Annotated in this window: 14 protein-coding genes and 1 pseudogene; 5 read left to right on the top strand and 10 right to left on the bottom strand. The window is 67.4% G+C overall.

Annotated elements, in window-relative coordinates:
* The coding region (locus tag E4L98_RS01080) for an O-linked N-acetylglucosamine transferase family protein (protein WP_135199717.1) at nucleotides 1-2,490 on the bottom strand (2,490 nt) is incomplete at its 3' end.
* A 52-nt stretch (nucleotides 2,491-2,542) separates the two neighbouring features.
* Between E4L98_RS01080 and E4L98_RS01075 the strand changes: the two genes are divergently transcribed.
* Together E4L98_RS01075 and E4L98_RS01070 are read left to right on the top strand one after the other, a co-directional pair.
* Nucleotides 2,543-2,962, top strand: coding sequence for a CBS domain-containing protein (locus tag E4L98_RS01075; RefSeq protein WP_135199716.1), 420 nt, complete (start codon nucleotides 2,543-2,545; stop codon nucleotides 2,960-2,962).
* A gap of 98 nt (nucleotides 2,963-3,060) precedes the next feature.
* On the top strand, nucleotides 3,061-3,834 hold the full coding sequence (locus E4L98_RS01070) for a hypothetical protein (RefSeq protein WP_135199715.1): 774 nt from the start codon (nucleotides 3,061-3,063) through the stop codon (nucleotides 3,832-3,834).
* Here the strand turns inward: E4L98_RS01070 and E4L98_RS01065 are convergent.
* The 9 genes and pseudogenes from E4L98_RS01065 to E4L98_RS01030 all read right to left on the bottom strand — a co-directional run bounded on the left by E4L98_RS01065 (nucleotide 3,812) and on the right by E4L98_RS01030 (nucleotide 24,717).
* The gene (locus tag E4L98_RS01065) at nucleotides 3,812-4,465 is read right to left on the bottom strand and encodes a hydrolase (protein WP_135199714.1); all 654 of its coding nucleotides are present in this window, start codon (nucleotides 4,463-4,465) and stop codon (nucleotides 3,812-3,814) included. The two genes, E4L98_RS01070 and E4L98_RS01065, sit on opposite strands and share 23 nt — an antisense overlap.
* Nucleotides 4,466-4,603: 138 nt before the next feature.
* Nucleotides 4,604-5,701 (bottom strand): SGNH/GDSL hydrolase family protein, encoded by a 1,098-nt coding sequence (locus E4L98_RS01060; protein ID WP_135199713.1) that lies wholly within the window; start codon nucleotides 5,699-5,701, stop codon nucleotides 4,604-4,606.
* A gap of 5 nt (nucleotides 5,702-5,706) precedes the next feature.
* Entirely contained in the window at nucleotides 5,707-8,841 is a 3,135-nt protein-coding gene (locus tag E4L98_RS01055) for an O-linked N-acetylglucosamine transferase family protein (RefSeq protein ID WP_135199712.1), read from the bottom strand.
* A complete protein-coding gene (locus tag E4L98_RS30460) occupies nucleotides 8,841-9,347 on the bottom strand; it encodes a GNAT family N-acetyltransferase (protein ID WP_167761243.1) in 507 nt (168 codons plus the stop codon). The genes E4L98_RS01055 and E4L98_RS30460 overlap by 1 nt, the downstream gene beginning before the upstream one ends.
* A 63-nt stretch (nucleotides 9,348-9,410) precedes the next feature.
* Nucleotides 9,411-10,499, bottom strand: a pseudogene (locus tag E4L98_RS01050) (DegT/DnrJ/EryC1/StrS family aminotransferase); the annotation flags it as partial.
* Nucleotides 10,496-10,921, bottom strand: coding sequence for a sugar 3,4-ketoisomerase (locus tag E4L98_RS01045; RefSeq protein ID WP_135199711.1), 426 nt, complete (start codon nucleotides 10,919-10,921; stop codon nucleotides 10,496-10,498). The pseudogene E4L98_RS01050 and the gene E4L98_RS01045, both read right to left, overlap by 4 nt.
* On the bottom strand, nucleotides 10,918-11,808 hold the full coding sequence (locus E4L98_RS01040) for a glycosyltransferase family 2 protein (RefSeq protein ID WP_135199710.1): 891 nt from the start codon (nucleotides 11,806-11,808) through the stop codon (nucleotides 10,918-10,920). Before E4L98_RS01040 ends, E4L98_RS01045 begins: the two co-directional genes overlap by 4 nt.
* 28 nt (nucleotides 11,809-11,836) lie before the next feature.
* Nucleotides 11,837-15,052, bottom strand: coding sequence for an O-linked N-acetylglucosamine transferase family protein (locus tag E4L98_RS01035; protein ID WP_135199709.1), 3,216 nt, complete (start codon nucleotides 15,050-15,052; stop codon nucleotides 11,837-11,839).
* A gap of 167 nt (nucleotides 15,053-15,219) precedes the next feature.
* Nucleotides 15,220-24,717: a beta strand repeat-containing protein gene (locus E4L98_RS01030; RefSeq protein ID WP_135199708.1), complete on the bottom strand. Its 9,498-nt coding sequence runs from the start codon at nucleotides 24,715-24,717 to the stop codon at nucleotides 15,220-15,222.
* A gap of 211 nt (nucleotides 24,718-24,928) precedes the next feature.
* Here E4L98_RS01030 and nudC point away from each other — a divergent pair, with 211 nt between their 5' ends.
* The 3 genes from nudC to E4L98_RS01015 form a co-directional block, all read left to right on the top strand.
* Nucleotides 24,929-25,747: an NAD(+) diphosphatase gene (gene nudC / locus E4L98_RS01025; protein ID WP_135199707.1), complete on the top strand. Its 819-nt coding sequence runs from the start codon at nucleotides 24,929-24,931 to the stop codon at nucleotides 25,745-25,747.
* A gap of 51 nt (nucleotides 25,748-25,798) precedes the next feature.
* Nucleotides 25,799-26,359, top strand: coding sequence for a GTP cyclohydrolase I FolE (gene folE, locus E4L98_RS01020; protein WP_135199706.1), 561 nt, complete (start codon nucleotides 25,799-25,801; stop codon nucleotides 26,357-26,359).
* A gap of 5 nt (nucleotides 26,360-26,364) precedes the next feature.
* Nucleotides 26,365-26,749: thioredoxin family protein (locus tag E4L98_RS01015; RefSeq protein WP_135199705.1), on the top strand; the 385-nt coding region annotated here is incomplete at its 3' end.

The raw sequence follows: 26,749 nt of genomic DNA, 5'->3' as shown, positions 1-26,749 counted from the left end.
CAGCTGCTCCACCCATTCGAAGAACTCGTCGCCGCGCAGCGCCGGCAGCGGCGCGCCATCGGCGCCGACCGGCTGGCGCCAGCAGGCCACCAGGCCGATGCCGGGGTAGGCCAGGTAGAAGTGCATCATGCGGCTGATTTTTCCGGCGTGTAGCAGGTCGCCCGGCGGGGCGACGGCGATGTAGTCGCCCAGGGCCAGGGTCAGGCAGTGGTCGAGGTTGTCGTCGGCCGGCAAGGCGGGGGCGCGGTTGTAGCGCAGGCGCGGATGGGCGGCCAGCAGTTTCGTCAGGCGGCGTTTGCGGCTGTCGTCGTGGCTGCTGTCGCTGAGGATGATTTCGCAGCGGGCGTAATCCTGCTCGAGCGCGCAGTGCACGGTGGCTTCGATCGCTTCGCCGCTGTCGTGGTCGCCGAACGGGATCAGGATGCTGACCAGCGGCAGGTGCACGTCGGGCGTGGTGCGCGGTTCCTGATGGTCCTGCAGCGTGCCGCGGGCGACTTGCAGATACAGCGCTTCCAGGTGGCGCACCAGGGCCGGCGTGTCGAAGACCGTGTCGCGGTTTCTGGCCAGACGGCGGCGCAGCCGCGCCAGTTCCTGCGGCCGGCTGGCCAGGCGGATGGCCTTGTCTTCGTAGCTGCGGGCGCTGCGCGCGACCAGTTCCGGCAGGCGGGCGGCATGCAGCAGGCTGCCGCTGGTGCGCGCGGCATGGCTGCGGCCGGCCAGCGTCAGCACCGGGATGCCGGCCTGCAGCGCGTCGGCGCTGGCGCCGGGGCTGCTGCACGGGTAGGTGTCCAGGCACAGGTCGGCCAGCGGCAGCCAGGCTCGCGGCGGGATGGCGCGCGCAATGGTCTGGCTCTCTCGCAGACCGGCGTGCAAGGAGGGCTGGCGTGCTGGCGACCCGGCGTGTGGCGGGAGATGGCTTTGTTGCGGTTCGGCGTGCGCGGTGAACTGGCCGGAATCCGGCCTGATGCGCTGTGAAACGTCGGCGTTGGCATCGCCGGGCGCGAAGATCAGGCGCTCGCTGGCGACGCCGTGGCGCAGCGCGGTCATGCGCAGGTTGTCGCGCACCGGTTCGCTTTCGGCGGCCAGCCACAGCACGCTGTCCGGCACGCCGCGCAGGATGCGCATCCAGCTGGCGAACTGTTGCGGCGTCAGCGTGCGCGCGCTGGCGAAACTGCAAAACACAAAGGCATCCGACGGCAGACCGGCGGCGTCGCGGGTGGTTCCGGCGTGCAGCGCGCCGCGGCTGGGGCTCGCTTCCGCCGTGTTGCCGGTATGGACCTGCGCGCAGTCCGGCAGGTACAGCGCCTGTTCGGTGAAGCTGGCGGTCAGCGAGGGCGGCAGCGCGAAGGCGTCGGCCAGGAGGTAATCCATGGCCGGCATGGCGCTGCTGCCGGCGTGGCCGGGCCAGGCGACCTGCACCGGCGCCGGACGGTGGGCCAGGATGGCGGGACGGCCTTCCTCGTCCAGCCCGTGCAGGTCGACCAGGATGTCGATTTCGTGCGCCCGGATGGTCTGCGCCGCTTGCAGGTCGCTGCCGGGCGAAAGGCGGATGTGGTGATCCATCTGCGCGGTGACCTGCAAACTGTCCGGGTCCTGCTCACCCCAGCTGAAGCCGTAGATGTCGAACTGAGTGCGCTCGTGCTGGGGGTACAACCGCGCCGTACGGTGACGGCCGAAGCTGGCGCACAGATAGCCGATGCGCAGCCTGCGGTGCACATAGCCCTGCTCGTCGGCCAGCGGCGCCGGCTGCGGCAGGCGGTTGACGGCGTGGCGCGCGGCGGCGGCCAGTTGCGCGGCCGGATCGTCGGCCAGACACAGCGCCGAGGCGGCCGAGGCGTTGTCGTTCAGATCGGCTTCGGTCAGGCCGGGCAGCGGCGCGCAGACGGGCCAGGCGCACTGCTGCTGGCGCAGGCCGATCCACTGCGCCATGACTTCCGGCTGGCGCGGATCGAGCTGCAGGCTGCGCGCGCAGGCATCCTCGGCCTCGGGGTAGTGGTGGCGCAGGGCGGCCACGCGCGCCACGCTGTTGAGCGCCTGGATCTGCTGCGGACGGCTGGCGGGCTGGTCGGGATCGATCTGCGCCAGCGCGGCGCGCCACGACGCCAGCGCCGCCTCATGCTGGCACAGGCGTTCCTGCAGGGTGCCGAGCGCCATGCGGGCGTCGATGAAATCGGGCTTGATGGCCAGCGCCGCGCGTAGCGACTGCTCGGCATCGTGCTGCTCATCGGCCTGGATCTGCAGCACGCCGAGGTTGTACCAGGCGGCGAACAGCAGCGGCGACTCGGTGCAATTGAGCCATAGATGGTAGAGCTCGGCGGCGCGCGCCCCCTGGCCGGACTGGTTCATCAGGCTGGCCAGCCCGATCAGCTGCATGATCGGCAGGATGCCGCGCTTGGCCAGCACGAACGCCAGCCGGGCCGCCTGCGTCAACTCGTTGGCGGCGAGGGCCTGATTCAGGGCCTGTAATTGCGCTTCATCGCTGGGGGTCATACTGGCATTGTGGGCTGAATCCGTCTAGGATTCAATCTCGGGGGAGGATTTTATGCTGGTAAAAGACATCATGAGCAAGCACGTGGTCACGGTCGGCCTGGACGACACGCTTGCCCTCGTCAAAGAAATTTTTGACCACAGCAAGTTTCACCACCTGCTCGCGCTGGAAAAGGGCGAATTGCTGGGCGTGGTGTCCGACCGCGACCTGTTCAAGGCGCTGAGTCCGAACATCGGCACCAATGTCGAAACCTACAAAGACCTGGCGACGCTGAACAAGCGCGTGCACCAGATCATGTCGCGCAAGCCCAGGATCCTGCGCGACGACGCCAGCGTGGATGACGCCATCGACCTGTTCAACGCAGAGCCGATCTCGTGCATCCCCATCCTGTCGCATGATGACAGGCTGGTGGGCATCCTCAGCTGGCGCGACATCCTCCGCAGCCTGCGCAGCGCACCCGCCGCCGGTGCTTGAGGCATGACAAACACTCCAAGGATACCTTTGCCCGGCGCGTAGGGGAGCGTATAGACTGATTCTGTTTTCACGGTCAGATTACGTGACAATGTACGCATTTGTCCAAGGTCGCAGCTGATATTCTGCATGCTTTGCACTTCGGGACAACGTCAAATATGCGCAAATTGATTGTGCTGCTAGCGATGGCGGCGAGCCTGCCGGGCTGGGCGCAGGGGACGTATCCGGCCAGTGTGATGCGGCTGGTGGATCGGGAAACGCCTTTGATGAGCGAGGCGGTGCGCAGTAAAGATCGCGCGTATTTCAGCGCGGCGCTGCAACGGGTGCAGCAATTCACGGCGACAGCCGATCCGCTGGAGATGGAGTGGTATCCGGCCTGTACCCAGGCCGTGACGGATTTCTTGATCGCCGGCCTGTGCCGGATTTCGCCGCCCGGCACACTGTGCGAGCCGACCACATTCTTGCCACGTGCCGAAAACTATATGGCGCAATGCCGCAGCCAGGTCCAACCCATCGCGGATACCTGCGAACCCGCGCACGGCGCGGCGTTGAAATCGATACGCGAACTGCCGGCTGAAGTGCAGACCGCGCTGGGCCGCGGCAGGCAGGATGGCGCGGGCATCGCGGACATCGGCGAGCAATTCAACCGCACCGATGTCATCCTCGATGAGACGCTGCCGCAGAACCATCTGGCCGGTGGCCGCATGGGTCAGGATTGCATTCGCCTGTACGTCGAACACGGCGGCATCGGCCTGTTCCGCGAAGAACTGGCGTTCCAGCGGACGGACCAGGGTTGGACCCCGGTCGGTCGGCACGACACGCGCAAGGCGCCGCCGGCGCCCGCGCTGCCGCTTAGTGGCCTTCCGCCGCGTTGAACATGGTCTTGGCGTAGATCAGGCCCAGGCCGTAGCCGCCGCCGTGGGCGATCGAGGTGGCCACGGTTTCGTTGTAGGTCTCGCCGCGCGCCCAGTCGCGCTGCAGTTCCAGCAGATACTGCAGTGAGGTCATCGGACGCGCGCCGGCCTGCACCATGCGCTGTACGGCGCGTTCGTGGGCTTCGTCGGAGACGTCGCCGCTGGCGTCGGTGATGACGTAGACTTCAAAACCCTGGTCCAGCGCCGACAGCGCGGGGCCGACGATGCACACGGAAGTCCACAGCCCGGCCAGCACGATCTTCTCCTTGCCGATCGCGTTCACGCGCTCGGCGATGCGCGGATCCTCCCAGGTATTCATGGTGGTGCGGTCGATCGCCACTTCGTCCGGGAACACTTCCTTGATTTCGTTGAAGATCGGGCCGGAGAACGATTTTTCCGCCACCGTGGTCAGGATGGTCGGCACCTTGAATTCCTTGGCAGCCTTGGCCACCAGCGCGACGTTGTTGCGCAGCTGGACCGGGTCGATCGATTTGGTGGCAAACGACATCTGCGACTGGTGATCGATCATGATCAGGGTGTGGTTGCTTGGGTTCAGCAGGGTTTGACCTGGTTTGGCGATGGCGGTAGGCATAATGATTCTCCTTAATGTTCAATAATTTCGATTAGTGTTGCGCTGTGTTTCGCGCCGTTGAAAACATTATGCGTGAGCACAGCGCAAACAAAAAGCGGAAAAATTTCCTCTTTATTATCGAAATTTTCGAAAATTGAATTATTGCTGAACCAGCAGCAACAGGCCGACCAGGTCGAGGTGGCGTTCCGGCGCCCCGGGCAGGCCGGGCGCGTAGCAATCGAAGCCGCTTTGCGCGCCGCCGGCGTCCAGCGGCACAGACAAACCCAACTGACTGGCGCCGTAGTGCATCAGCAGGCTGTGGCTCCACAGCAGCGGCAACGGGATGCTCGAATAGATGAAGGGCAGGGTTTCCGTGTCGGCGTGGCGCGTCACCACGCGGGTGTGGATGGCGAGTCCTTCCGGTGTGGTCAGGTCGAGCTGGAAGTTGTCGTGGTGCGGGTCCGATTTCAGGAACAGCGCCAGCGGGAACATCTCGCTGTGCAGGTCCAGACGGCTGCCCGGCAGCATGCGCAGGTAGTCGAGCTGCATCAGGCGGTTGCCGACGTGGCCAGGCGTTACCGGCCCCTGCGTGAACTGCTGCAGGTTCAGCGCCGGCACGTACATCACCTCCGTCTTCGCGAACGGCGACAGGCTTTGCAGGCGCGCGGCGGTTTCCGATAGCGGTTCGGCGCCGCCATGCAGCTTCAACGCCAGCAGGCGCTGCGCCACCAGCGCGCCGATGATGGAGGTGGCCTGCGGCGTTTCGTAGTGCGCCGGGTCGCGGTACATCCAGTCCGGCGCGCGGCCCAGGAACAACGCCGACATCCAGGCGCGGATGTCGACCACCTGGAGCGCCAGCTCCTGGTAGGCGCGGATCTGCGCATCGTAGATCGGATTCGGTACGGCGGCCGAGAAGTGCTGCTGCTGCGCCAGCACCAGCGGCACCAGCACCGCCGACGGGTACAGCCGCGCCGCCACCTTCAGCAGCAGGTGGAAGCACAGCAGCCACGATTCGGCGCCGCCGGGGCGCGGCGCGAAGTGTCCGGCGTCGTTGATGCCGTATTCGTACAGGATGAAATCGGCCGGCTGGCCATTGAAGGTTTCATGCAGCCGGCCGATGGCGGACAGCGAGGTGGTGGCGCCTACCGAGATCTGCACGATCTCGGCATCGGCATAGCTCTGCAGCGACTGCGCCAGGCCCTGCACGTAGCCGCCCTTGAGCAGGGAATTCGAGCCGCCGATGATCAGGATGCGCATGGGACTTATGCCGGCACGGCGGTGATGATGTAGCGCTGCGCCAGCGCGTCCTGCACCGACAGTTCGGGATCGCTGTCGCTGGCCTGGGCCAGCGCACGCAGGATGGGCAGGAAGGCTTCGCGGCCCGGCTCATGTACCACCACCGGCGCGCCGCCGGTCAGGCGGAACCCGGCCTGCGCCAGCAGTTCCAGCAGCGAGCCGCGCGTGAACTGGCGCAGCTCGTCCTGTTGCAGCACGCCGTCAGCGCGGTAGCGGTAGTCGCCCATGTTCAGGCGCACCTGCACGCTCCAGTGCTGGATGTTGCGCACCGAGAGCACCAGCGTGCCGTCGGCCGCCATGCTGGTGCGAATCTTCTGCAGCAGCGCCCATGGATCGCGCGCGCGTTCCAGCGCGCCGTCCAGCACCCAGGCGTTGGCCTGCGCCAGCTGGCGGTCGCGCTGTTCGTCGGCCACTTCGAAGTCTTGGCTGTAGACGAAGTCGCAGTGCGCGCGCGCCTGCTCGGCGGCGATCGGATTGCGCTCGATGCCGGTGTAGTTGCAGACAGGGTTGAGCTGCTTGTAGGCCTTGGCGAAGGCGCCGTCGCCGCAGCCCAGCTGCACCACCTTGACCGCGGTCGGCGGCACGAAGGACAGCAGTTCCTGGTTGATCTGGGTGGTGCTGGTCTTGTCGTAGTGGTAGCCGCCGGTGCGGCGCACGGTGCCTTGCCAGTCGTGGCGGATGAAGATGCGCTGCGCCGGATTTTCGCTGAAGTCGTTGACCACCCATTCGACGTTGCGCAGCAAATCGCTCTTGCCGGCCTTGGCCAGTGCGATCATTGGCGGCAGCATCGGCGCGCCGTGCTTGACCGGCAGCGGCCACTGGCGCACCACGTCGATATTGGTCAGCATGCAGGCCGGATGCAGGTAGGGCATGCTGTTCGGGCCGTGCGGCTGGCCGTGTTCGTCCACCGGCGTGACGCTGCCGACACCGTACATCTGCGGCTCCAGGTGTTCGGCCAGCGATTCCAGGAAGCCGCGCTTGAGGATCTCGACGTCGGAATCGAGGAACAGCACGCGGCCGCTCAGGCCCAGGTTCTCGATGGCCCAGGCCATGCCCGGACCGTGGTGGATGTTGTAGCCGAACGGCTTGAAGTCCACGCCCGGGTACTGCGCGCAGATGGGCGCGATCTGCGCGGCGATCTCCGGCGCCGAGCCATCGATGATGGTGACCGGGTTGTGCGGATAGAACTGGCGGAAGGTGCCCAGCAGCGAGGCTATCAGGTCCGGTGCATTATAGGACACCGCGATCATCGGAATCTGGTCTATTGGGTTCATGGCGGGGCTCGTCGTGTTGGTTGCTGCGGGTCGTTTGGCCACGCGCTGCATGGCCGCTTCCAGATTGCGCACCAGGCGCGGGGTGTCGAACAGGGCGCAGCTCAGGCGATTGTCCGCCAGTTGCCGCTTCATGGCGGCGATGCGTGCCGGGTCATTGGCCAGCTTGACCGCCAGTTCTTCGTAATCGCCGAAGTTATACGTGATCAGGTCCGGCAGGTCGACCGCGCGCAGCAGGCTGCCGGCCATGCGCGATGCGAAGGTCGGCCCGGCGCATGTGATCAGCGGCAGGCCGGCCCACAGGGCGTCGCTGGCGGTGGTGCCGCCGTTGAACGGGTAAGTGTCGAGGAACAGGTCGGCCACGCGGTAGCGCGCCAGGTAATCCGCCGGCAATGCGCGCGTGGCGAAGATCAGGCGGGCGGGATCGATGCCGGCGTCCTGCGCGTGGCGCTTCAGGTTCTCCGCCACCACCGGCGTGTCGGCCACCAGCCACAGCACGGAATTCGGCACGCGGCGCAGGATGTTCATCCAGTGGCCGAACAGTTCCGGCTTGTACTTGTAGCTGTTGCTGAACGAGCAGAAGACGAAGGCGTCTTCCGGCAGGTTGAGCGAGGCGCGCGTGGGCGTGACGCCGACCAGGCGCTGGCGGTCGTTGATCTGGAAGGTGTCCGGCAGGTGCAGCGGCTTTTCCGTGAAGTCCGCTTCCATCCCGGGCGTGATCAGGAACGGGTCGGCGATCACGTAATCGACGCCGGGCAGGCCGGTGGTGCCGGGGAAGCCCAGCCAGGTCATCTGCACCGGCGCCGGACGGTAGGCCAGGATCTGCGGGCGTGCGCCCGAGGTCAGCCCGTGCAGGTCGACCAGGATGTCGATTTCGTGGGCGCGGATCAGTTGCGCCGCCTGCTCGTCGCTGAGCGCGTGGATGGGGAGGTAGTGGTCCATGCCGGCCAGCACGCGCTGGCGCAGCGGCGAGCCGTCGTCGCGGCTCCAGCTGAAGGCATAGACTTCGAACCGGCCGCGGTCGTGCAGGCCATACAGCTCGGCGGTGAGGATGGACACCGCGTGCGAATTCAGGTCCGACGACAGGTAGCCGATGCGCAGCCTGTCATGGCCGTAGCCGTGTTCACCGGTCAGCGGCGCCACGTTGGGATTCATCTTCTTGTCGACGAAGCGGCGCGCGGCGGCCAGTTGCAGTTGCGGATTGTCGGTCAGGCTGAGCATGGCCAGCGCCGAGGCGCCGTCTTCCATCTGCTTGCGGCTGATGTGATCGAGGCCGCCCCAGGTCGGCCAGTGGCATTGCTTCTGGCGCAGGTGCACCCAGTGCGTCATGACGTCGACCTGGCTGGCGTCGGTGCGCAGGCTTTGCGCCAGCATCTCTTCCGCTTCCGGATACTGCTTCTGGATTTCCAGCAGGCGTCCGAGGTTGTTCAGGGTTTGCAGGTACAGCGCGCGCTGGGCATTTTTGTCGATCTTGACCTGCGGTCCCAGCACGGTGCGCCACATGGCCAGCGCTTCTTCCGGCTTGCCGCGCCGTTCCAGCAGCGTGCCCAGATTCAGGCGGCCTTCGATGAAGCGCGCGTTCAGCGCAATGGCCTTGCGGTAGGCCGCTTCGGCGCCGTCGTCGTCGCCGGACGCCGCCAGCAGCGCGCCCAGGTTGAACCAGGCGGCATAGGCCAGCGGCGAGCGCTTGCTGTGTTCTATCCAATGGCGGTACAACTCGATGGCCTGCGCCGGCGGCAGCGCGGCGGCCGCCGTGAACAGGTCGGGGATGGTCATGTTGCCGCGCGCGGCCAGCTTCAGCCACTGCGCGAAGTTTGCGGATGTCGTCATCAGAAGGTCACGACGGCGCCATCGGGCAGGTATTTGCGGTACTGCCGCAAGGCGCCCCGGATCGCCGCGTTGCTCATGTCGTAGAAGTTGTCGATGTCGCTCTGGCCGGTCACCACGGCGCCGAAGCGTTCATGGAACTGGTGCACCGAGGTGTTGCCCTTGCGGACGTCGAAGTGCGAGCGCTGGAAGCCCAGCTGCAGCGCGAAGTCGTAAATCATCAGCGCCGATTCGACGCCGAAGCCGCTCGGCGCCTCGTCGCTCTTGATCCACGAACCCCAGCAGAAGGAGTCGCCGCGCTGGTCGTACAGGCGCACGGTGCCGACCGGCTTGCCGTCCAGGGTGCAGATGATGAAGTAGATCTGGCTGTCGTCCTGCGCGTAGCGCTGCAGCCATTCCTTCTGCTTGGCGACATCCGGCGAGGTAGCCGACAGGTAGCGGCCCTTCTTCTCGTCGGTGCGCAGCGACAGGATGAATTCCGCATCGCCGACGGTGGCGTCGCGGAACATCAGCTGCTTGCCGCGTACCGATTGCGGCTTGCGGAAGCGCGGCTGCAGTTCGGCCAGCGCGGCCTTCACGGCGGCCACCACTTCGGCAGCATCCTCCAGCGTCATCACCGGCGACACCGGCAGGCTCAGTACCTCGCGGTGGATCGCCTCGGCGATCGGGAAGTCGCCTTCCTTGTAGCCCATGTCGGCATACGCCGGCTGCAGGTGCGGCGCCACCGGGTAATGGACGATGGTGCCGATCTGCTTCTCCGTCAGTTTCTTCGCCAGGCGGTCGCGCTGGGCGTGGCGCACCACGTACAGATGCCACACCGGCTCGGCCCACGACGGCACCACCGGCAGGGTCAGGCCCTCGATGCCGGCCAGGTGCTGGCTGTAGTAGGCGGCGATGGCGCGGCGCTGCTGGTTCTGCGCATCCAGCGCCGGCAGTTTGACGGCCAGCAGGGCGGCCTGCAGTTCGTCCAGGCGCGAATTGTAGCCGGGGACGTCGTTGTAATACTTGATCTTCGAACCGTAGTTGCGGTAGGTGCGGATGCGGTCGGCCAGCGTGTCGTCATTGGTGGTGACGGCGCCGCCGTCGCCCAGCGCGCCCAGGTTCTTGCCGGGGTAGAAGCTGAATGCCGCGGCGTCGCCCAGCTGGCCGGTGACGCCGCCGTCGTAGCGCGCGCCGTGGGCCTGCGCCGCGTCCTCGATCAGCTTCAGGCCGCGGCGGCGGGCGATTTCCTTCAGCGGTCCCATGTCGGCCGGCTGGCCGTACAGGTGTACCGCGATGATGGCCTTGGTCTTGTCGGTGATGGCCGCTTCCACCAGCGCCGGATCGAGGTTGTAGGTGGCTTCCACCGGTTCCACCGGCACCGGTCTGGCGCCGCAGTGGCTGACCGCCAGCCAGGTCGCGATGAAGGTGTTCGACGGCACGATCACTTCGTCGCCGGGACCGATGCCGTAACCTTTCAGGATCAGGAAGATCGCATCCAGGCCGTTGGCCACGCCGATGCCGTGCGCGCTGCCGCAGTATTCGGCGAAGCTGGCCTCGAAGGCGGCGGTTTCGGAACCGAGGATGTACCAGCCGGAGTTCAGCACGCGCTTGAAGGCGGCTTCCAGCTCGGCGCCCTGGGCGAGGTTGATGGCTTTCAGGTCGAGGAAGGGAACGCTCATTTGTGGCTCACTTGGGTGGATTTGTGCACGGTGGCGACGAATTCGTCGTAGTCGTGGAAGTAGTCTTTGGGATCGTACAGGGTGGAGGCCAGCACCATGCACACGGCGCCGGAGGAGAAGTTCTCCACCTCGCGCCACATCATGCCCGGCACGTACAGGCCGTAGTAGGAGCGGTTCAGGTGGATCTTCTTGCGCGAGTAGCCGTCATCGACGATCACGTCGAAGCTGCCCGACATGGCGACGAAGAACTGCTGCAGTTCGATGTGGCCGTGGCCGGCGCGCGAGGAGCCGCCCGGCACGTCGTACAGGTAGTACACGCGCTTGATGTCGAACGGGATGTGGATGCCGCCCTCGATCACCGACAGGTTGCCGCGCGGGTCGTGGTGCTTGGGCAGGTCGATCAGCCGGCACTGGTCCATCATGACAGGGGCTCCGGTTGCAGGGCGGCGATGTGACCGAGATAGCGCTGGTGCGAGGTGCCGACCATGGGGAACACGCCGGCCAGGCGCGCCGCCACGTCGTCCACGGTGCCGCGCAGCGCCACGGTTTCCTCGGCGCTGACCACGCCGGCGATGTGCGATTCCACCAGCAGGTCGATGTAGTCGGAGAAGCAGTAGCCGAAGTTGGGATTGGCGTTGGGGTTGGAGTTCGACTCCAGCCGGCGGTCGTGGCGGAAGTAGGACAGTTCCTCGTCGATGTAGAACACCTTGTCGTCGCCGGCCAGGTTGATGTAGGCGGCGACGTCGGCCAGGCCGAAGGTGCAGTCCTGCGAGCCATAATGGAACAGGCGCTTGGGGCCGACTTCCCACAGCCGCTCGCGGCGGAACATGATGGAGCTGAATTCGCCGACGAAGTTGCGCATGCCCAGCACCATCGAGCGCTGCATGTCGCGCCCGGCCATGCTGCCGCTGGCTTCGTACGGACGGCGCGTCTCGGTGCGCTCGTTGTCGACGTTGATCACCTGCGAGGCCGAGAACACCAGCTGGGTGGCCGGGTCCATGGCCATCGCCGCCACCATGCGCTCGACGCAGAACGGGTGCAGGATGTCGTCGTCGAACAGCGGCTTGATGTAGTCGCCCTTGCCGGAGTAGAAGGAGCTCAGCACGTTCTTGTCGCGGATCGCGGTGTTGCGCTGGTAGATCACCTGCGGGTAACGGGCGCAGATGTCCTTGATGTCCTCGGTCGGGCAGTTGTCGCTGACCAGGATTTCAAGCCGCGAATAGGTCTGGCCGACCGCCGACTTCAGGCACTGCTCGAAATGGCTGGCCTTGTAGGACGGGATGACGATGCTGACTAATGGCAAACTCATGAGGGTTCCTGATAAATAGCGGGCGGCGTCAGGCCGCGACGGAGGTGATGATGTACTGCCACGGCAGCGCGTCTTCCACCGCCACCACCGGATCGATACCGCTGGCGCTGGCCATCATGCGCAGCGCCGGCAGATAGCGTTCACGGCCCGGCTCCTCGGCGATGCGGGCGCTGCCGCCGCTGATCTTGAAGCCGTTTTGCTGCAGCATCTCCAGCATCACGCCGCGCGTGAACAGGCGCTTGCGGTTCTTTTCGATGCCGCCGGCGCCGTAGCGCATGTCGCCGGCGTTCAGCTTGGCCTGCATGGTCCAGTGCTGGAAATTGCGGATGGCGATCACCAGCTTGCCACCGGGTGCGATATGGGTGCGGATCTTTTGCAGCAGGGTCCACGGATCGTCGACGGTTTCCAGCGCTTCGTCGAGCACCCAGCAGTCGGCGCCGCGCACGTGGTCCCAGACGTCGTTGCCGGCCTGTTCGATGTGAGTGTTGAATACGAAGTCGCAGTGCGGTCGCGCGGCCTGCGCCTTGGCCGGATCGGCCTCGATGCCGGTGTAGTTGGCCAGTGGATTGCGCGCGCGGTAAGCCTTGGCGAAGGCGCCGTCGCGACAGCCCAGCTCCACCACCTTGCGCGCCGTCAGCGGCGCCTGGCTCAGCAGATCGGCATTGAATTCGCCGGTGGCGCCTGGCAGTTCCGGCTGATTGGCGGCGGGCGGCAGCAGCACGGCCGGCGCGGTCCGGCGCAGGTAGTGCGCCGGTGCCGCTCCTGCTACCGCCGCTGTTGCGCCACCTGGCTCCAGGTCCTGTGCCACCCATGGCGCATCGGCCAGCAGCTGGCCGCCGGCCTGATGGATCGCCAGCATGGCCGGCAGCAGCGGTGCGCCGTGCTTGATCGGCAGCGGCCACTGGCGCATCACTTCCACATTGACCAGCATGCAGGCCGGCTGCAGGTAGGGCACCGCGTCGGCGCCCGGCTGGCCCTGCGCGTTCAGCGCCTGCACGCTGCCGGCGCCGTACATGCCGGGCCGCAGTTCGGCGTGCAGCGCTTCCAGGAAGCCGGCGTGCAGCACTTCGACGCCGGCGTCGAGGAACAGCACCTCGCCCGCCAGGCCCAGATGCTGGACCGCCCAGGCCATGCCCGGTCCCGGCTGGATGTCGTAGCCGAACGGGATGAATTCGACATTCTCGAAACCGTCGGCGATGGCGCGGATCTGTTCGGCGATCTCGGGACGCGAGCCGTCGATGATGTAGACGCGGTTGCTGTAATGGCGGCGCAGCGATTGCAACAGCGTGTGCACCTGTTCGGGCGCGTTCTGCGACACTGTCACCAGCGGGATCTGGTCGATGCGCACCGGCGCGGCCTGTTCGTTCGGGCGCACGGCGTGGGCTGGCGTGGCCAGACGCGGCGCCGCCGGTTTCGCCACCTGCTGCAGCGCCGCTTCCATGTTGCGCACGAAGCGCGGGCTGTCGAACAGCGCGCAGGTCAGGCGGTTGTCCTGCAGCTGGCGCTTCATGGCGGCGATGCGCGCCGGATCGGCGGCCAGCCTGACCGCCAGCTCTTCGTAATCGGCGAAATTGAACGTGATCAGTTCTTCCAGATCGACCGCGCGCAGCAGGCTGCCCGCCATGCGCGAGGAGAAGGTCTGGCCGGCGCAGGTGATCAGCGGCAGGCCGGCCCACAGGGCGTCGCTGGCGGTGGTGCCGGCGTTGAACGGGTAGGTGTCGAGGAACAGGTCGGCCAGCTGGTAGCGCGCCAGGTACTCGGCCGGCGCGGCGCGGGTGTTGAAGATCAGGCGGCTGCGGGCGATGCCGGCTTCCTCGGCGTACCGGCACAGGTTCTCGCGCACTTCCGGGTAGTCGGCCACCAGCCACAGCACCGAGTTCGGCACGCGGCGCAGGATGTTCATCCACACGCCGAACACTTCCGGCGTGAACTTGAAGTTGTTGTTGAACGAGCAGAACACGAAGGCGTCGTCCGGCAGGCTGACCGAGGCGCGCGTCGGCGTCGGCGCGATGGCGCGCTGGCGGTCGTTGATCTGGAAGCAGTCCGGCAGGTACAGCGGTTTTTCGCTGAAGTGCTCGGCCATCTCGGGCGTGATCAGGAAGTCGTCGGCGATCACGTAGTCGATGCCGGGCAGGCCGGTGCTGCCGGGGAAGCCGAGGTAGGTCAGCTGCACCGGCGCCGGACGGTAGGCCAGAATGTTGGGCCGCGCGCCCAGGGTCAGGCCGTGCAGGTCGACCAGGATGTCGATTTCGTGGGCGCGGATGGTGCGTGCCGCCTGCTCGTCGCTCAGGTGGTCGATGCGGATGTAGTGGTCCATGGCCTTGACCACGCGCGCGCGGATCGGCGAGCCGTCCTCGCGGCTCCAGCTGAAGGCGTAGACCTCGAACCTGTTGCGGTCGTGCAGTTCGTACAGCTCGGCGGTCAGGATCGACACCGCGTGCGAGCAGAAGTCGGACGACAAATAGCCGATGCGCAGGCGCGGATGGTTGTAGCCGTATTGGCCGGTCAGCGGCGCGACGGCGGCGTTGACCTTGTCGACCACGAAGCGGCGCGCGGCGGCCAGCTGCTGGGCCGGATCGTCGGAGGCGCTGAGCATGGCCAGCGCCGAGGTGCCCTCCAGCATGGTCTGCAGCGAGATGTGTTCGAGGCCGCTGTACACCGGCCATTTGCACTGCTTCTGGCGCAGGTGCACCCAGTGCGTCATGACGTTGGCCTGCTGCGGATCGACGCCCAGGCTCTGCGCCAGCATGGCTTCCGCCTCGGGATAGCGCTTGCGGATTTCCAGCAGGCGGCCGAGGTTGTTCAGGGTCTGGATGTACAGCGTGGTGTTGGTCTTGATGTCCGGTTCGATCGCATCGGTCAGGATGGCTTGCCAGTTGGCCAGCGCCTCATCCGGGCGATTGGTGCGTTCCAGCAGCGTGCCCAGATTCAGGCGCGCTTCGACGAAGTTGGGATTTTGCGCGATCGAGCGGCGCAGCGTGGCTTCGGCGCCGGCATCGTCGCCGGCGGCGGACAGCATCACCGCCAGGTTGAAGCCGGCGGCATAGGCCAGCGGCGATGGCGTGTGATCGAGCCAGGCGCGGTACAGTGCGATGGCGGCCGGCCGCTGGCCGCTTTCCTGCAGCACCGCACCGGCGTTGAACAAGTCCGCGATCGACAGGGTGCCGCCGACGGCCATGGCCATCACGGTGCCCAGCGGGCTGGTATCGGCAGGGGGAAGCGATGCGGGGGCGTGTACTGTCATGGTTGAGCGTAAAGTGGCGTATCCGGGCCTGACAAGGTAGGCACTATCATACCTTCTGTCGACGAGGACGGGGCAACTTTTGGCTCTGGAGAAACAGGCGGATTGCCCGCCTGCTCACGGCTTAGGCAGCGCTGATGCAGCGGCAGCCGAAGCTGCCGCTGTTGCGCTTAACGGCGCGGCACGCCGAACCAGTCGGCCGACTGCGCCGTCAGGCCTTGCTGCTGGCCATTCAAGGTTGCCGTCATGCCTTGCAGACCCTGCGCCGCGTGGTAGCGGTTGAGGGCGGCGGTCAGCGCGGCGCTGCCGTCGGCCAGGGTGGCCTTGGCGTTGCTCTGCTCCGGTTGCGTCAGCTTGGTGGCGGCCGGCGCCGACGGCGTGCTGGCATAGCCGTTCATCGCGTCGGTCAGACCGCTCACCTGCTGTTGCAGCGAGGCAGCAGAGCTTGCCTTGGCGCCCTGTGCCAGGAACCACACGTCGGCGCTGGCATGGGTGCTGCCGTCGGTGCCGGTGTAGCTCGAGGTCAGACCCACCAGGTTGCCGTTCTGCTGCGCCAGGGCCTTGTCGGCGCTGGTGTTGATGGAAGCGATGCCCAGTTGCGCCAGCGTCTTCAGCTCGTCGGCCTGGCTGACGCCGTCCGAGTTCGCATCCACCCACACGCGCAGCTGGCCGTAGGCGGCGTCGGCGCTGGTGATCTTGCCGTCGCCGTCGCTGTCCAGTTCCTGCAGCGCGGCGTAGCCGTTGGCGGCCTTGCTGCCGTTCTTCAGCGTGGTGGCGCCGCCGAACAGTTCGCTGCCGTCGTTGATGGTGCCGTCGCCGTTGCGGTCCAGGGCCAGCAGGCCGTCGTGGGCGTCGACCCAGCCGGTCTGCACCGCCTTGCCGTCGGCACGGATATCGAACTGCACGCCGGCGGTGATGCTCAGGGTCTGCACGCCGTTGCCGTCCAGGTCGAGGATCAGCGGCGTCGCGTAGTTGATCGAAGACGGGTTCAACGCCATGGTCTGCGTCACCGACATGGCCGCGATCTGCGAGGCCGTGAAGGCATCCGCCTGCGACACGCTGAGCGCGGCCAGGCCGGCGGTGGACAGCGCCGAGGCCTGCACGCCGTCGAACGCGGCCAGCTGGCTGTTGCTGAAGGCGATCAGCTGGCTGGTCTTCAGGCCGGCCACCTGCTGGGTGGTCAGGCCGGCGATCTGCGCGGTGCTCAGATAGCCGATCTGCGCCGCCGTCAGCGCGCCGAACTGGCTGGTGCTCAGCGCCGCCAGCTGGGCCGGCGTGAAGCCGTTGATCTGGTCGATGGTCAGCGCGGCGATCTGCGAGTTCTTCAGCGCGGCCATCTGGGTCACGGTCAGCATCGCCGCTTGCGTGCCGCTCAGCCCCACCAGCTGGCCGGTGGTCAGCGCCTGCACCTGCGCCGTGGTCAGCGCCTGGATCTGGTCGCTGCCGAGTACCGACAGCTGGTCCAGCGTCAAGGCGGTCACCTGGCTCAGTTTCAGCGACGCCATCTGGGCGGTGGTCAGCGCCTGCACCTGCTGGTTGCTCAGCGCGCCGATCTGCAGCGTGCTCAGGTAGCCGATCTGCGCGGTGCGCAGCGCCTGCACCTGGTCGGTGCCCAGCGCCACCAGCTGATCGACCGTCAGCGCGGTGATCTGGGCGCTGGTCAGCGCCTGCAACTGGTCGCTGCTCAGGCCCGGCAGCTGGCCGGCGCTCAGGCTGGCGATCTGCGCGGTGCCGAGGGCGGCGATGGCGGCGGTCGTCAGCACGCCGAGCTGGTCGGTACTGAAGGCGCTCACGGCGGCGATCGACAGCGCGGCGGCCTGCTGCACGGTCAGCGCCTGCAACTGTTCGTTGCTCAGCGCGGCCGCCTGGCCGGCGGCCAGCGACGCCACCTGGGCGGTGGTCAGCGCGTGCACCTGGTCGGTGGTCAGCGCCACGGTCTGGGCGGTCGACAGGCCGCTGAACTGGCCCGCGCTCAGCGCCGCCACGTCCTGGGTGTCGAGCGCGGCCACCTGGTCGGTGCTCAGCGCGGCCAGCTGGTCGGCGGTCAGCGCGCCCATCTGGGCGGTCGACAGGCCGGTCATCTGTTCGCTGGCCAGCGCGGCGATCTGGGCGGTGCTCAGGCTGGCCACCTGGGCGCTGCCCAGGCCGGCCAGCTGCATGGTTTGCAAGGCGCGCAGCTGGTCGGTGCTCAGGGCCGCCAGGCTGTCGACGCTGAAGCCGTAGGCCAGCTGGGCGGTGCTCAGCGCGGCGATGTGGCTGGTGTCCAGCGCGGCCACCTGGTCGGTGCTCAGGCCGTTCAGCAGTTGGCTGGTGCCGATCGCGGCCAGTTGTGCCAGGCCCAGCGTGTTCAGCTGGGCGCTGGCCAGCGAGCCGACTTGCGTCGCGCTCAGGGCGGCGATCTGGCGCGTGGTCAATGCCTGCAGGTCGGCGGTTTCCAGCGCGGCGATCTGGTCGCTGCCGAGCACGGCGATCTGCTGGGTGCTCAGGTTAGCCGCCTGGGCCGTGGTCAGCGCCACGATCTGGTCGGTGCTCAGCACCTGCACCTGTACCGTGCTCAACGACGCGGTCTGGCGCGTGGTCAGCGCGGCGATCTGGCCGGTGGTCAGCGCGGCCAGGCCATCGGTGCCGAGGCCGTAGACCAGCTGGCTGGTGGTCAAGGCCGCCACGTGGTCGGTGTCCAGCGCCGCCACTTGGGTGGTGCCGAGGCCGTTGGCCAGCTGGCTGGTGGTCAGCGCGGCGAAGGCGCCGGTGCTCAGGCTGTTCAGCTGGTTGCTGTTCAGCGCGGCGAGCTGGGCGCTGCCCAGCGCCGTCAGCTGGCGCGTGCCGAAGGCGGCCAGGTCGGCGGTTTCCAGCACGGCCACCTGATCGGTGCTCAGCGCCACGATCTGGGCGGTTCCCAGGGCGGCAGCCTGGGCCGTGGTCAGGGCGATCACCTGGTCGGTGCCCAGGCCGTTGACGATCTGGTCGGTGCTGAGGGCGGCGATCTGCTGCGTGCTCAGCGCGGCGAACTGGCCGGTCTGCAGTGCAAGCAACTGGTCGGTGCTCAGCTGGACCAGCTGGGCGGTGCTCAGTGCCACCAGGTCGGCGGTTTCCAGCGCGGCGATCTGGCCGCTGGTCAGCGCGCCCAGCTGGGTGCTGCTCAGCGCGCGCGCCTGCTGGGTGGTCAGAGCGACGATCTCGTCGGTCGTCAGCGCGGCGAACTGGTCGGATTGCAGGCTGCGCAGCGCCACGGTGTTCAGTGCGGCGAACTGGTCGGTGGTCAGCGCGCTCAGCACGGCCGTGCCGAGGGAGCCGGCCTGGACCGAGGTCAGGGCGCCGATCTGTGCGCTGCTGAGGCTGCTGAACTGGGTGGTGCTCAGCGAGCCCAGCATCGCGGTGCTCAGCGCGGTGAAGGCGTTGGTCGACAGCGCGTTCAGCTGGTCGCTGGTGAGGGCGCCGAACTGGCTGCTGCTCAGGGCGGCCAGCTGGTTGCTGCGCAGGGCCACGAAGTCATCGGTCGTCAGCGCGGCAATCTGGTCGGTGCTCAGCACGGCGATCTGGGCCGAGTTGAGCGCGGTCACTTGCGTGCTGCTCAGGGCGGCGATCTGGTCGGCGGTCAGGGCGCCGATCTGCGCGCTGTTCAGGCCGGCCAACTGGGCGCTGCCCAGCGCCTGCAGCAGATCCAGCGACAGCGCGCCGATGTCCGCGGTGCTGATGGCGCCGATCTGCGCGCTGCCCAGCGCGGCGAAGTCGGCGGTTTCCATCGCGTTGACCTGTTCGCTGGTGAAAGCGGCGATCTGGTCGCTGCTCAGGGCCCGCACCTGCGCCGTGCTCAGCGCGGCGATCTGGGTGTTCAGCAGGCCGGCGAACTGGGCGGCGTTCAGCGCGGCGATCTGCGCCGCCGACAGCGTGCCGAGGTCGTCCAGCGTGATGGCGCCCAGCTGGTCGCTGTTCAGCGCGTGCAGCTGGCTGGTGCCGAGGCTGGCCATCTGCTGCGTGGTCAGCACGCTGACCTGGACCGCGCTCAGGGCCAGGGTCTGGTCCGAGCTCAGCGCGTTCAGCTGGGCGGTGCTCAGGTGCTGCACCTGGTCCAACGTCAGCGCGGCGATCTGGGCGGTGGTCAGCTGGGTGATGGTCACCGGCTTCAGCGCCTGCAGCGCGTCGCTGCTGAAGGCTTGCAACTGGTCGGTCGACAGCGCGGCCACCTGGGCCGTGGTCAGCGCCGCGGCCTGCTGGGTGGTCAGGGCCGAGATGTGGGTCAGGTCCAGCGCGGCGATTTGCGCGGTGCGCAGCGAGGTGATCTGCGCCGTGGTCAGCGCCACCAGGTCGTCCAGTTCCAGCGCGACCAGCTGATCCGAGGTCAGCGCCGCGATCTGCGCGGTCGACAGGCCGGCGTACTGGGCGGTGGTGAGGGCGACGATTTGCAGGTTGCCCAGCGCGCTGAACTGCGCGCTGCCGATGGCGTTCAGCTGGGCTACGCTCAGCGCCTGCATCTGCGGGTCTTGCAGCGCGTTCAACTGGTCGCTGCTCAGCATGCCGACCTGGGCGGCGCGCAGGGCGGCCACGTCTTCCAGCTCGATGGCCTGGATCTGCGCCGAGGTCAGCGCGTTCAGCTGGCGGCTGCCCAGCGCCTGCACCTGCAGGGTGGTCAGCGCGGCGATGCGGTCCACGCTGAGCGCCTGCATCTGGTCGCTGCTCAGCGCCTGCACCTGCGCGGTCTTCAGCGCGGCCAGGTCTTCCAGCTCGATCACGCCGAGCTGGGCGGTGGTCAGCACCGCCACCTGCTGGGTGGTCAGCTGGCTGAACTGCTGGGTGGTCAGGTTGATGATCTGGGCGTTGCTCAGCGCTTGCAGCTGGCTGCTGCTCAGCGAGATGATCTGCGTCTGCAACAGGCTTTGCAGCTGGCCGATCTGCAGCGCGTTCAGCTGGTCGGTGCCGAGCGCGGCGATCTGCGCGGTTTTCAGCGCGGTCAGGGCGTCGGTGCCCAATGCCTGCAGCTGCGCCAGGCTCAGCGCCTGCAGCTGGGCGCTGTTCAGCGCCGGCGCCTGCGCGCTGTTCAGCACGGCGATCTGGTCGGTGCTCAACGCTTGCAGCTGGTCGGTGCTGAAGACGGCGATCTGGCTCGACTTCATGGCCGCCAGGTCCTGGGTTTCCAGCGCCTGCAGCTGGGTGGCGCTCAGTACGCTGACGCCGGCCGTGCTCAGCGAACCGATCTGCCTGGTGGTCAGGGCGACGATCTGCGCGGTATTCAGCGCGGCGATCTGGGCCGTGTTGAGGCCGCCGATCTGGGCCGGCGTCAGCGCCTGGATCTGGTCGGTGCTGAGGTTGCCCAGCACGCCCAGCGCACCCAGTTGCGCCACGCTCAGCGCGGCGAAATCATCGGTCGACAGCGCCACCACCTGGTCGGAATTCAGCGCCGACAGCTGGGTGGTCGACAGCGCCGCCACCTGGTTGCTGCGCAGGGCGGCGATCTGGTTGGTCGACAGCAGGGCGATCTGCGCGGTCTTCAGCGCGGCCAGCTGCGGCACGCGCAGCGCGGCCAGGTCTTCGGTTTCGAGGGCGGCCAGCTGGGCGTTGTTCAGGCTGGCGATCTGCGCGGTGCTCAGGCCGCTGGCCTGCAGCGTGCTCAGGGCGGCGATCTGGTCGGTGCCCAGGCCGTTGAACTGCGCCGTGCTCAGCGAACCGAGCTGGGCGGTGGTCAGCGCGCGCCATTGGCTGCTGGCCAGGGCATTCAGCTGGTCGCTGCCCAGGGCTTGCAGTTGGGCGGTCTTCAGCGCGGCCAGGTCCTGGGTTTCGATGGCCTGCAGCTGGCTGTTGTTCAGCGCGGTCAGCTGCTGGGTAGTCAGGTTGGACACCTGCAGCGTGCTGAGCGCGGCGATCTGGTCGCTGCTCAGCAGGGAGAATTGGGCGGTGCTCAGGGCGGCCACCTGGGCGGTCTTGAGCGCGGCCAGATCCTGGGTTTCCAGCGCGGCCAGCTGGTCCGAGGTCAGCGCCTGCAGCTGGCGGCTGTTCAGGCTGGACGCCTGCAACGTGGTCAGGGCGACGATCTGGGCCGAGGTCAGCGCCTGGAACTGCGCCGTGCCGAGCGCATTCAGCTGGGCGGTGGTCAGCACGCTGAACTGGCTGGTCAACAGGGCGCCGAGCTGATCACTGCTGAGGGCGGCGATCTGCTGGGTTTTCAGGGCCGCCAGGTCGCGGGTTTCGAACGCTTGCAACTGGTCGCTGCCGAGGGCGGCGATCTGCGCGCTGTTCAGACTGCCGATCTGCAGGGTGCTGAGGGCGTGGATGTGGACGCTGTCCAGTGCGGCGATCTGGTCGCTGCGCAGGGCGGCGATCTGCTGCGTCTTGAGCGCTGCCAGGTCGACCGTCTCCAGCGCGTTCAGCTGGTCGCTGCCGAGCGCGGCCAGTTGCTGGCTGCTCAGGTTGGATACCTGCAGGGTCGACAGGGCGGCGATCTGGCTGCTGTCGAGGGCGGCGAGCTGGCTGCTCGACAGCGCGGCGATCTGCTGGGTCTTCAGCAATGCCAGCGTGCTGGTCCCCAGCGCGGCCAACTGGTCGCTGCTCAGGGCCGGAATCTGCGCGGTCGACAGGCCCAGCACCTGCGCGCTGGTCAGCGCGGCGATGTGGGCGGTGTCCAGCCCCTGCCACTGGGCGCTGCCCAGCGCGCCCAACTGGGCGGTGCTGAGCGCGCGCAGCTGGGTGGTACTCAGCGCGTTCAGCAGGTCGGTGCCGAGACCGGCGATCTGCTGGGTTTTCAGGGCGGCCAGGTCACGCGTCTCGATCGCGCCGATCTGGTCGCTGCTGAGCGCGGCGAGCTGGCGCGTGCTGAGGTTGGAGACTTGCTTGGTGCTCAGCGCCACGATCTGGTCGGTGGTGACGGCCGCCAGCTGGTCCGAGCTCAGCGCGTTCAGCTGCTGCGACTGCAGCGACGACCAGTCATTGGTGGTCAGCGCCGCCACCTGGTCGGTCAGCAGGTAGCTGATCTGCATGGTGCTGAGGGCGTTGACCTGGTTGGTCGTCAGCGCCATCAGCTGGGCGCTGGTCAGCACCTGCACCTGGTCCGAGCTGAGCTGGATGATCTGTTCGGTCTTCAGCGCCGCCACCTGCGACGGCGACAGCGCGGCAATGGTCTTGGTGCCCAGGCCCAGCAGCTGGCTGGTCTTGAGCGCGGCCAGGTCCTGGGTTTCCATCGCGGCTAGCTGGTCGGTGGTCAGGCCCACCAGCTGGGCCGGCGTCAGGGCGGCGGCTTGGGCGGTGGTGAGGGCGACGATCAGGTCGGTGCCCAGCGAGGCGATCTGGCCGGCCGTCAAGGCGGTGATCTGCTGGGTTTTCAGGGCGGCGAAGTCGCGCGTTTCCAGCGCGTTGATCTGGTCAGTCGAGAGCGCGGCCAGGAAGTGCGTGCTCAGGCCCACGCTTTGCGCGGTGCCGAGTGCGACGATCTGGGCCGTGGTCAGCGCGGCGATCTGGTCGTCGCTCAGCGCGGCCAGTGCGGCGGTTTTCAGCGCGGCCACCTGGTCGGTCGAGAGGGCGCCGATGACGCCGGTGTTCAGCGCGGCCACCTGCTGGGTCTTCAGCGCGCCCAGCGCGGACGAGCTCAGCACCTGGGCCTGGTCGCTGTTCAGTGCGGACACCTGGGCGGTGGTCAGCGCGGCCACCTGCGCGGTGCCGAGCGCGGCGATCTGGCTGGTCGACAGCGTGCCCACCTGGGCGCTGCCGAGGGCGGCGATCTGCTGGGTCTTCAGGGCGGCCAGGTCGCGGGTTTCCAGCGCGGCCAGCTGGTCGCTGCTCAGGGCCGCCAGCTGGCGCGTGCTCAGGCCTGCGGCCTGGGCGGTGGTCAGGGCTTCGATCTGGCCGCTGCTGAGCGCGGCCATCTGTTCGGTGCTCAGCGCGGCCACCTGGGCGGTGGTCATGGCCGCAAACTGGGTGGGGCTGAGCGCGGCGACGCCGGCGGCGCCCAGGCCGGCCAGCTGGTTGGTGCGCAGCGCCGCCACGTCGGCGGTTTCCATGGCGGCGATCTGGTCGGACGACAGTGCCGCCAGTTGCGCCGAGCTGAGGCCGGCGGCCTGCTGGGTTTTCAGCGCGATGATCTGGTCGGTGGTCAGGGCCGCGATCACGGCGGTCGACAGCGCGGCGAACTGCTGGGTTTTCAGGCTGGACAGGGTGTTGGTATTCAGTGCCGCCACCTGCTGCTGGCTCAGCGCCGCCACTTGCTGCGTGCTGAGGCCGGTCGCCTGGGCGGTGCTCAGCAGGGCGATCTGGTCGGTGCCCAGCGCCGCCAGCTGGCGCGTCTGCAGGCCATTGATCTGGGCCGAGCCCAGCGCGGCGATCTGGTCGGAATTGAGCGCGGCCAGCGCGGCATTGCTGAGCGCGGCCACCTGGCGGCTGCGCAGCGCCGCCAGATCCTGGGTTTCCATCGCGGCGATCTGGTCCGAACCGAGGCCGGCCACCTGGGCCGTGCTGAGGTTGGACACTTGCAGCGTGGTCAGCGCGGCGAACTGCTGGCTGCTGAGCTGGTCGATCTGGTCGCTGCCGAGGGCGGCGATCTGCTGGGTTTTCAGCGCGACCAGGTCGCGCGTTTCGATCGCGGCCAACTGGTCGGCGGTCAGGGCCAGCAGCTGGCTGGTCTGCAGCGCGGCCACCTGCGCCGTAGTGAGGGCGACGATCTGGTCGGTGCTGAGGCCGCGCACCTGGGCGGTCGACAGCGCGGCGATCTGCGCGGTGCCGAGGCCGGCGATCTGCGCGGTGGTCAGGGTGCCGGTGGCGCCGCCGCCGAGGGCCGCCAATTGCTGGCTCTTCAGCGCGCCCAGGTCTTGCGATTCCATCGCGGCGATCTGGTCGCTCGACATCTGGCTCAGCTGGGCGGTGGTCAGCGAGGCGGCCTGCGCCGTAGTGAGCGCGACGATCTGGTCGGTGCCCAGCGCGGCAAACTGCGCCAGCGACAGCGCGGCGATCTGCTGGGTCTTCAGGGCGGCAAAGCCGGCGGTGCCGATGGCCGCCAGCTGGTCGTTGCCGAGGGCGGCGATCTGCTGGGTCGCCAGGCCGGCCAGCTGGGCCGTGCGCAACGCGCCCATCTGCGTCGTCGTCAGCGAACCCAGCAGGCTGGTGCCCAGCGCGCCCAACTGGGCGGTGGTCAGCGCGTTGACATCCTGGGTTTCGATGGCGGCGATCTGGCCGCCGCTGAGCGCGGTGATCTGCTGGGTTTTCAGCGCGGCGATCTGGCCGCTGGTCAGCGCCACGATCTGGTCGCTGGCGAGCGCGCGCACCTGGGTGGTGCTCAGCGCGCCGACCTGCTGGGTCTTGAGGGCGGCGATATCGTTGGCGTTCAGCACGGCGAATTGCGCGGTGCTGAGGGCGTTCAGCTGGGCGCTGGCCAGCGCGCCGATCTGCAGCGTGCTGAGGCCGTTGGCCAGCTGGTCGGTGCCGAGGCTGCCGATCTGGGTCGTGCTGAGGGCGGCGATCTGCTTGGTGGTCAGGCCCTGGCCGAACTGGGTGGCGCTGAGCGCGTCCAGGTTGGCGGTCGACAAGGCGCGGATCTGCGCGGTGCTGAACACGGCCAGCTGGGCGGGCGTCCAGGCCGTCATTTGCAATGTTGACAGCACGGCAATATCTGCCGTGGTCAGCAAGGCAATCTGGTCGGCGCGCAGCGCGGCGATTTGTTCGGTGGTGAGGTCCAGTACGATAGATGGCATAGTCGATTATCTCCTGACGGCAATATATAGTACCGTCAAACGCCCTCATCCTGAGAAAAGAGCCCCAAAAATAGTTTAAATCTTGGCCTGAAAACAAGGACTTAGCGCATTTTTCGTGATGTGCTTGTCTTCATTTCTTGGCAGGCAAAAAAGGCAACCTGGAAACACGGTAAGATGGCGTCTGGCTCGTTTACCCAGAGAATGTCACGCCATGCTACATACCCCCGCCGCCTTCGCGCCGCTGATCGTGCCGAAAGTGCATGACCAGACCTTGACTTTTGTGTTCCACCGCGGCGAGTTGCTGTTGCGCAACAGTATAATGGGTTTACCCACTCCTGAGGCGATCTCTGCATTGAATCTTCCAGCCGAGCGCATCCATGCGCTGGGCGAGTGGGACGGATGTTACTACCAGTTGGCGTGGCTGGACGCACCGTTAGTGCCCGGTCCGGAGTACGGCTATCACGGCCTGCGCAGCCTGTTCGGCGTGGTCGATGACGGCTTCCTCGGTCTGGCCGGCCGCGCGTTTCAGCTGGCCGAATGGGCGCGTACACACCGCTACTGCGGCGTGTGCGCGACGCCGATGCAGCTGCTGGCCGGCGAGCGCTGCATGCGTTGCCCGCAGTGCGGCCACAGCGCCTATCCGCGCATTTCGCCGGCCATGATGGTCCTGATACGCAAGGGCGAGCAGGTATTGCTGGCCATGCACACCAATTCGCCGTACCGGCGCTACACGGCGCTGGCCGGTTTCCTCGAGGCGGGCGAGTCGGTGGAAGAGGCGATCCACCGCGAAGTGCAGGAGGAGGTCGGACTGCGCGTGCACAACCTGCGCTACTTCGCCAGCCAGTCTTGGCCGTTCCCGCACTCGCTGATGATCGCCTACACGGCCGACTATCTGGACGGCGAAATCCGCACCGACCAGAACGAAATTGCCGACGCCCGCTGGTTCGGCCCGGATGACGAATGGCCGGAAACCCCGGTCAAGGTGTCGATCGCCGCGCGGCTGATCGATGCCCACCGGCCCAAGCGGTAGGGGCCGAGGTTCGATATACTGTCGGCCAATTTCAAACAAAGGTGTTTCAACATGTCTCATGAATTCTCGGAAAACGACTGGCGCCGCCTGATTGCCAGCTTAGGCGAAGACCCGGACCGTCCCGGCCTGGTGGAAACGCCGCATCGCGTGGCCAAGGCCTGGAAGCACTGGACTTCCGGCTACGAGCAGAACCCGGTCGAACTGCTGAAGGCGTTTGAAGACGGCGCCGAGCAGTACAACGAATTCATCATCGTGCGCGGTATCCCCGTGTACAGCCACTGCGAACACCACCTGGCGCCGTTCTTCGGCAAGGCCACCATCGGCTACATCCCGAACGGCAAGATTGTCGGCCTGTCCAAGCTGACCCGGCTGGTGGACTGCTTCGCCAAGCGGCTGCAGGTGCAGGAGCGCATGACCATGCAGATCGCCAACGCGCTGATGGAAGTGCTGGAGCCGAAGGCGGTCGGCGTGATCGTCAAATGCCGTCACCTGTGCATGGAAAGCCGCGGCATCCGCACCCCGGGCGAGGAAACCGTCACCTCGGCCATGCTGGGCGAGTTGCAGCCGAACCTGGCGATGCGCACCGAATTCCTGTCGCTGGCCAAGGACTGAGCCCGATGACGGCGATCGCATGGCTGAGCGGCAGCCTGGACGCGGCGCTGGCGCAGGCGCGTGCACAGCAGCGCCCGCTGTTCCTGTACTGGGGCGCGGTCTGGTGCCCGCCGTGCAACCGCGTCAAGGCGGAAATCTTCGCGCGCGAGGAATTCGTGCGCGGCAGCGCCGGCGTGCTGTGCTACCACCTCGATGGCGATGCGCCCGGCGCGCAGGCGCTGGCCGCGCGGTACCGCCTGCGCAGCTACCCGACGCTGGTGCTGTACGCGCCGGACGGCGGCGAAATCACCCGCCTGCCGTGCGAGCTCGACGGTGAACTGTTCGTCGCCGCTTTCGACACCGCGCTGGCCGTGCACGCGGCCGGTTCCTCGGCGGCCGCGGCGCTGGCGG

The sequence above is a fragment of the Duganella callida genome, from assembly GCF_004614165.1.
GTDB lineage: Bacteria > Pseudomonadota > Gammaproteobacteria > Burkholderiales > Burkholderiaceae_D > Rugamonas > Rugamonas callida.
This window is presented reverse-complemented; position numbering and strand designations above follow the sequence as displayed.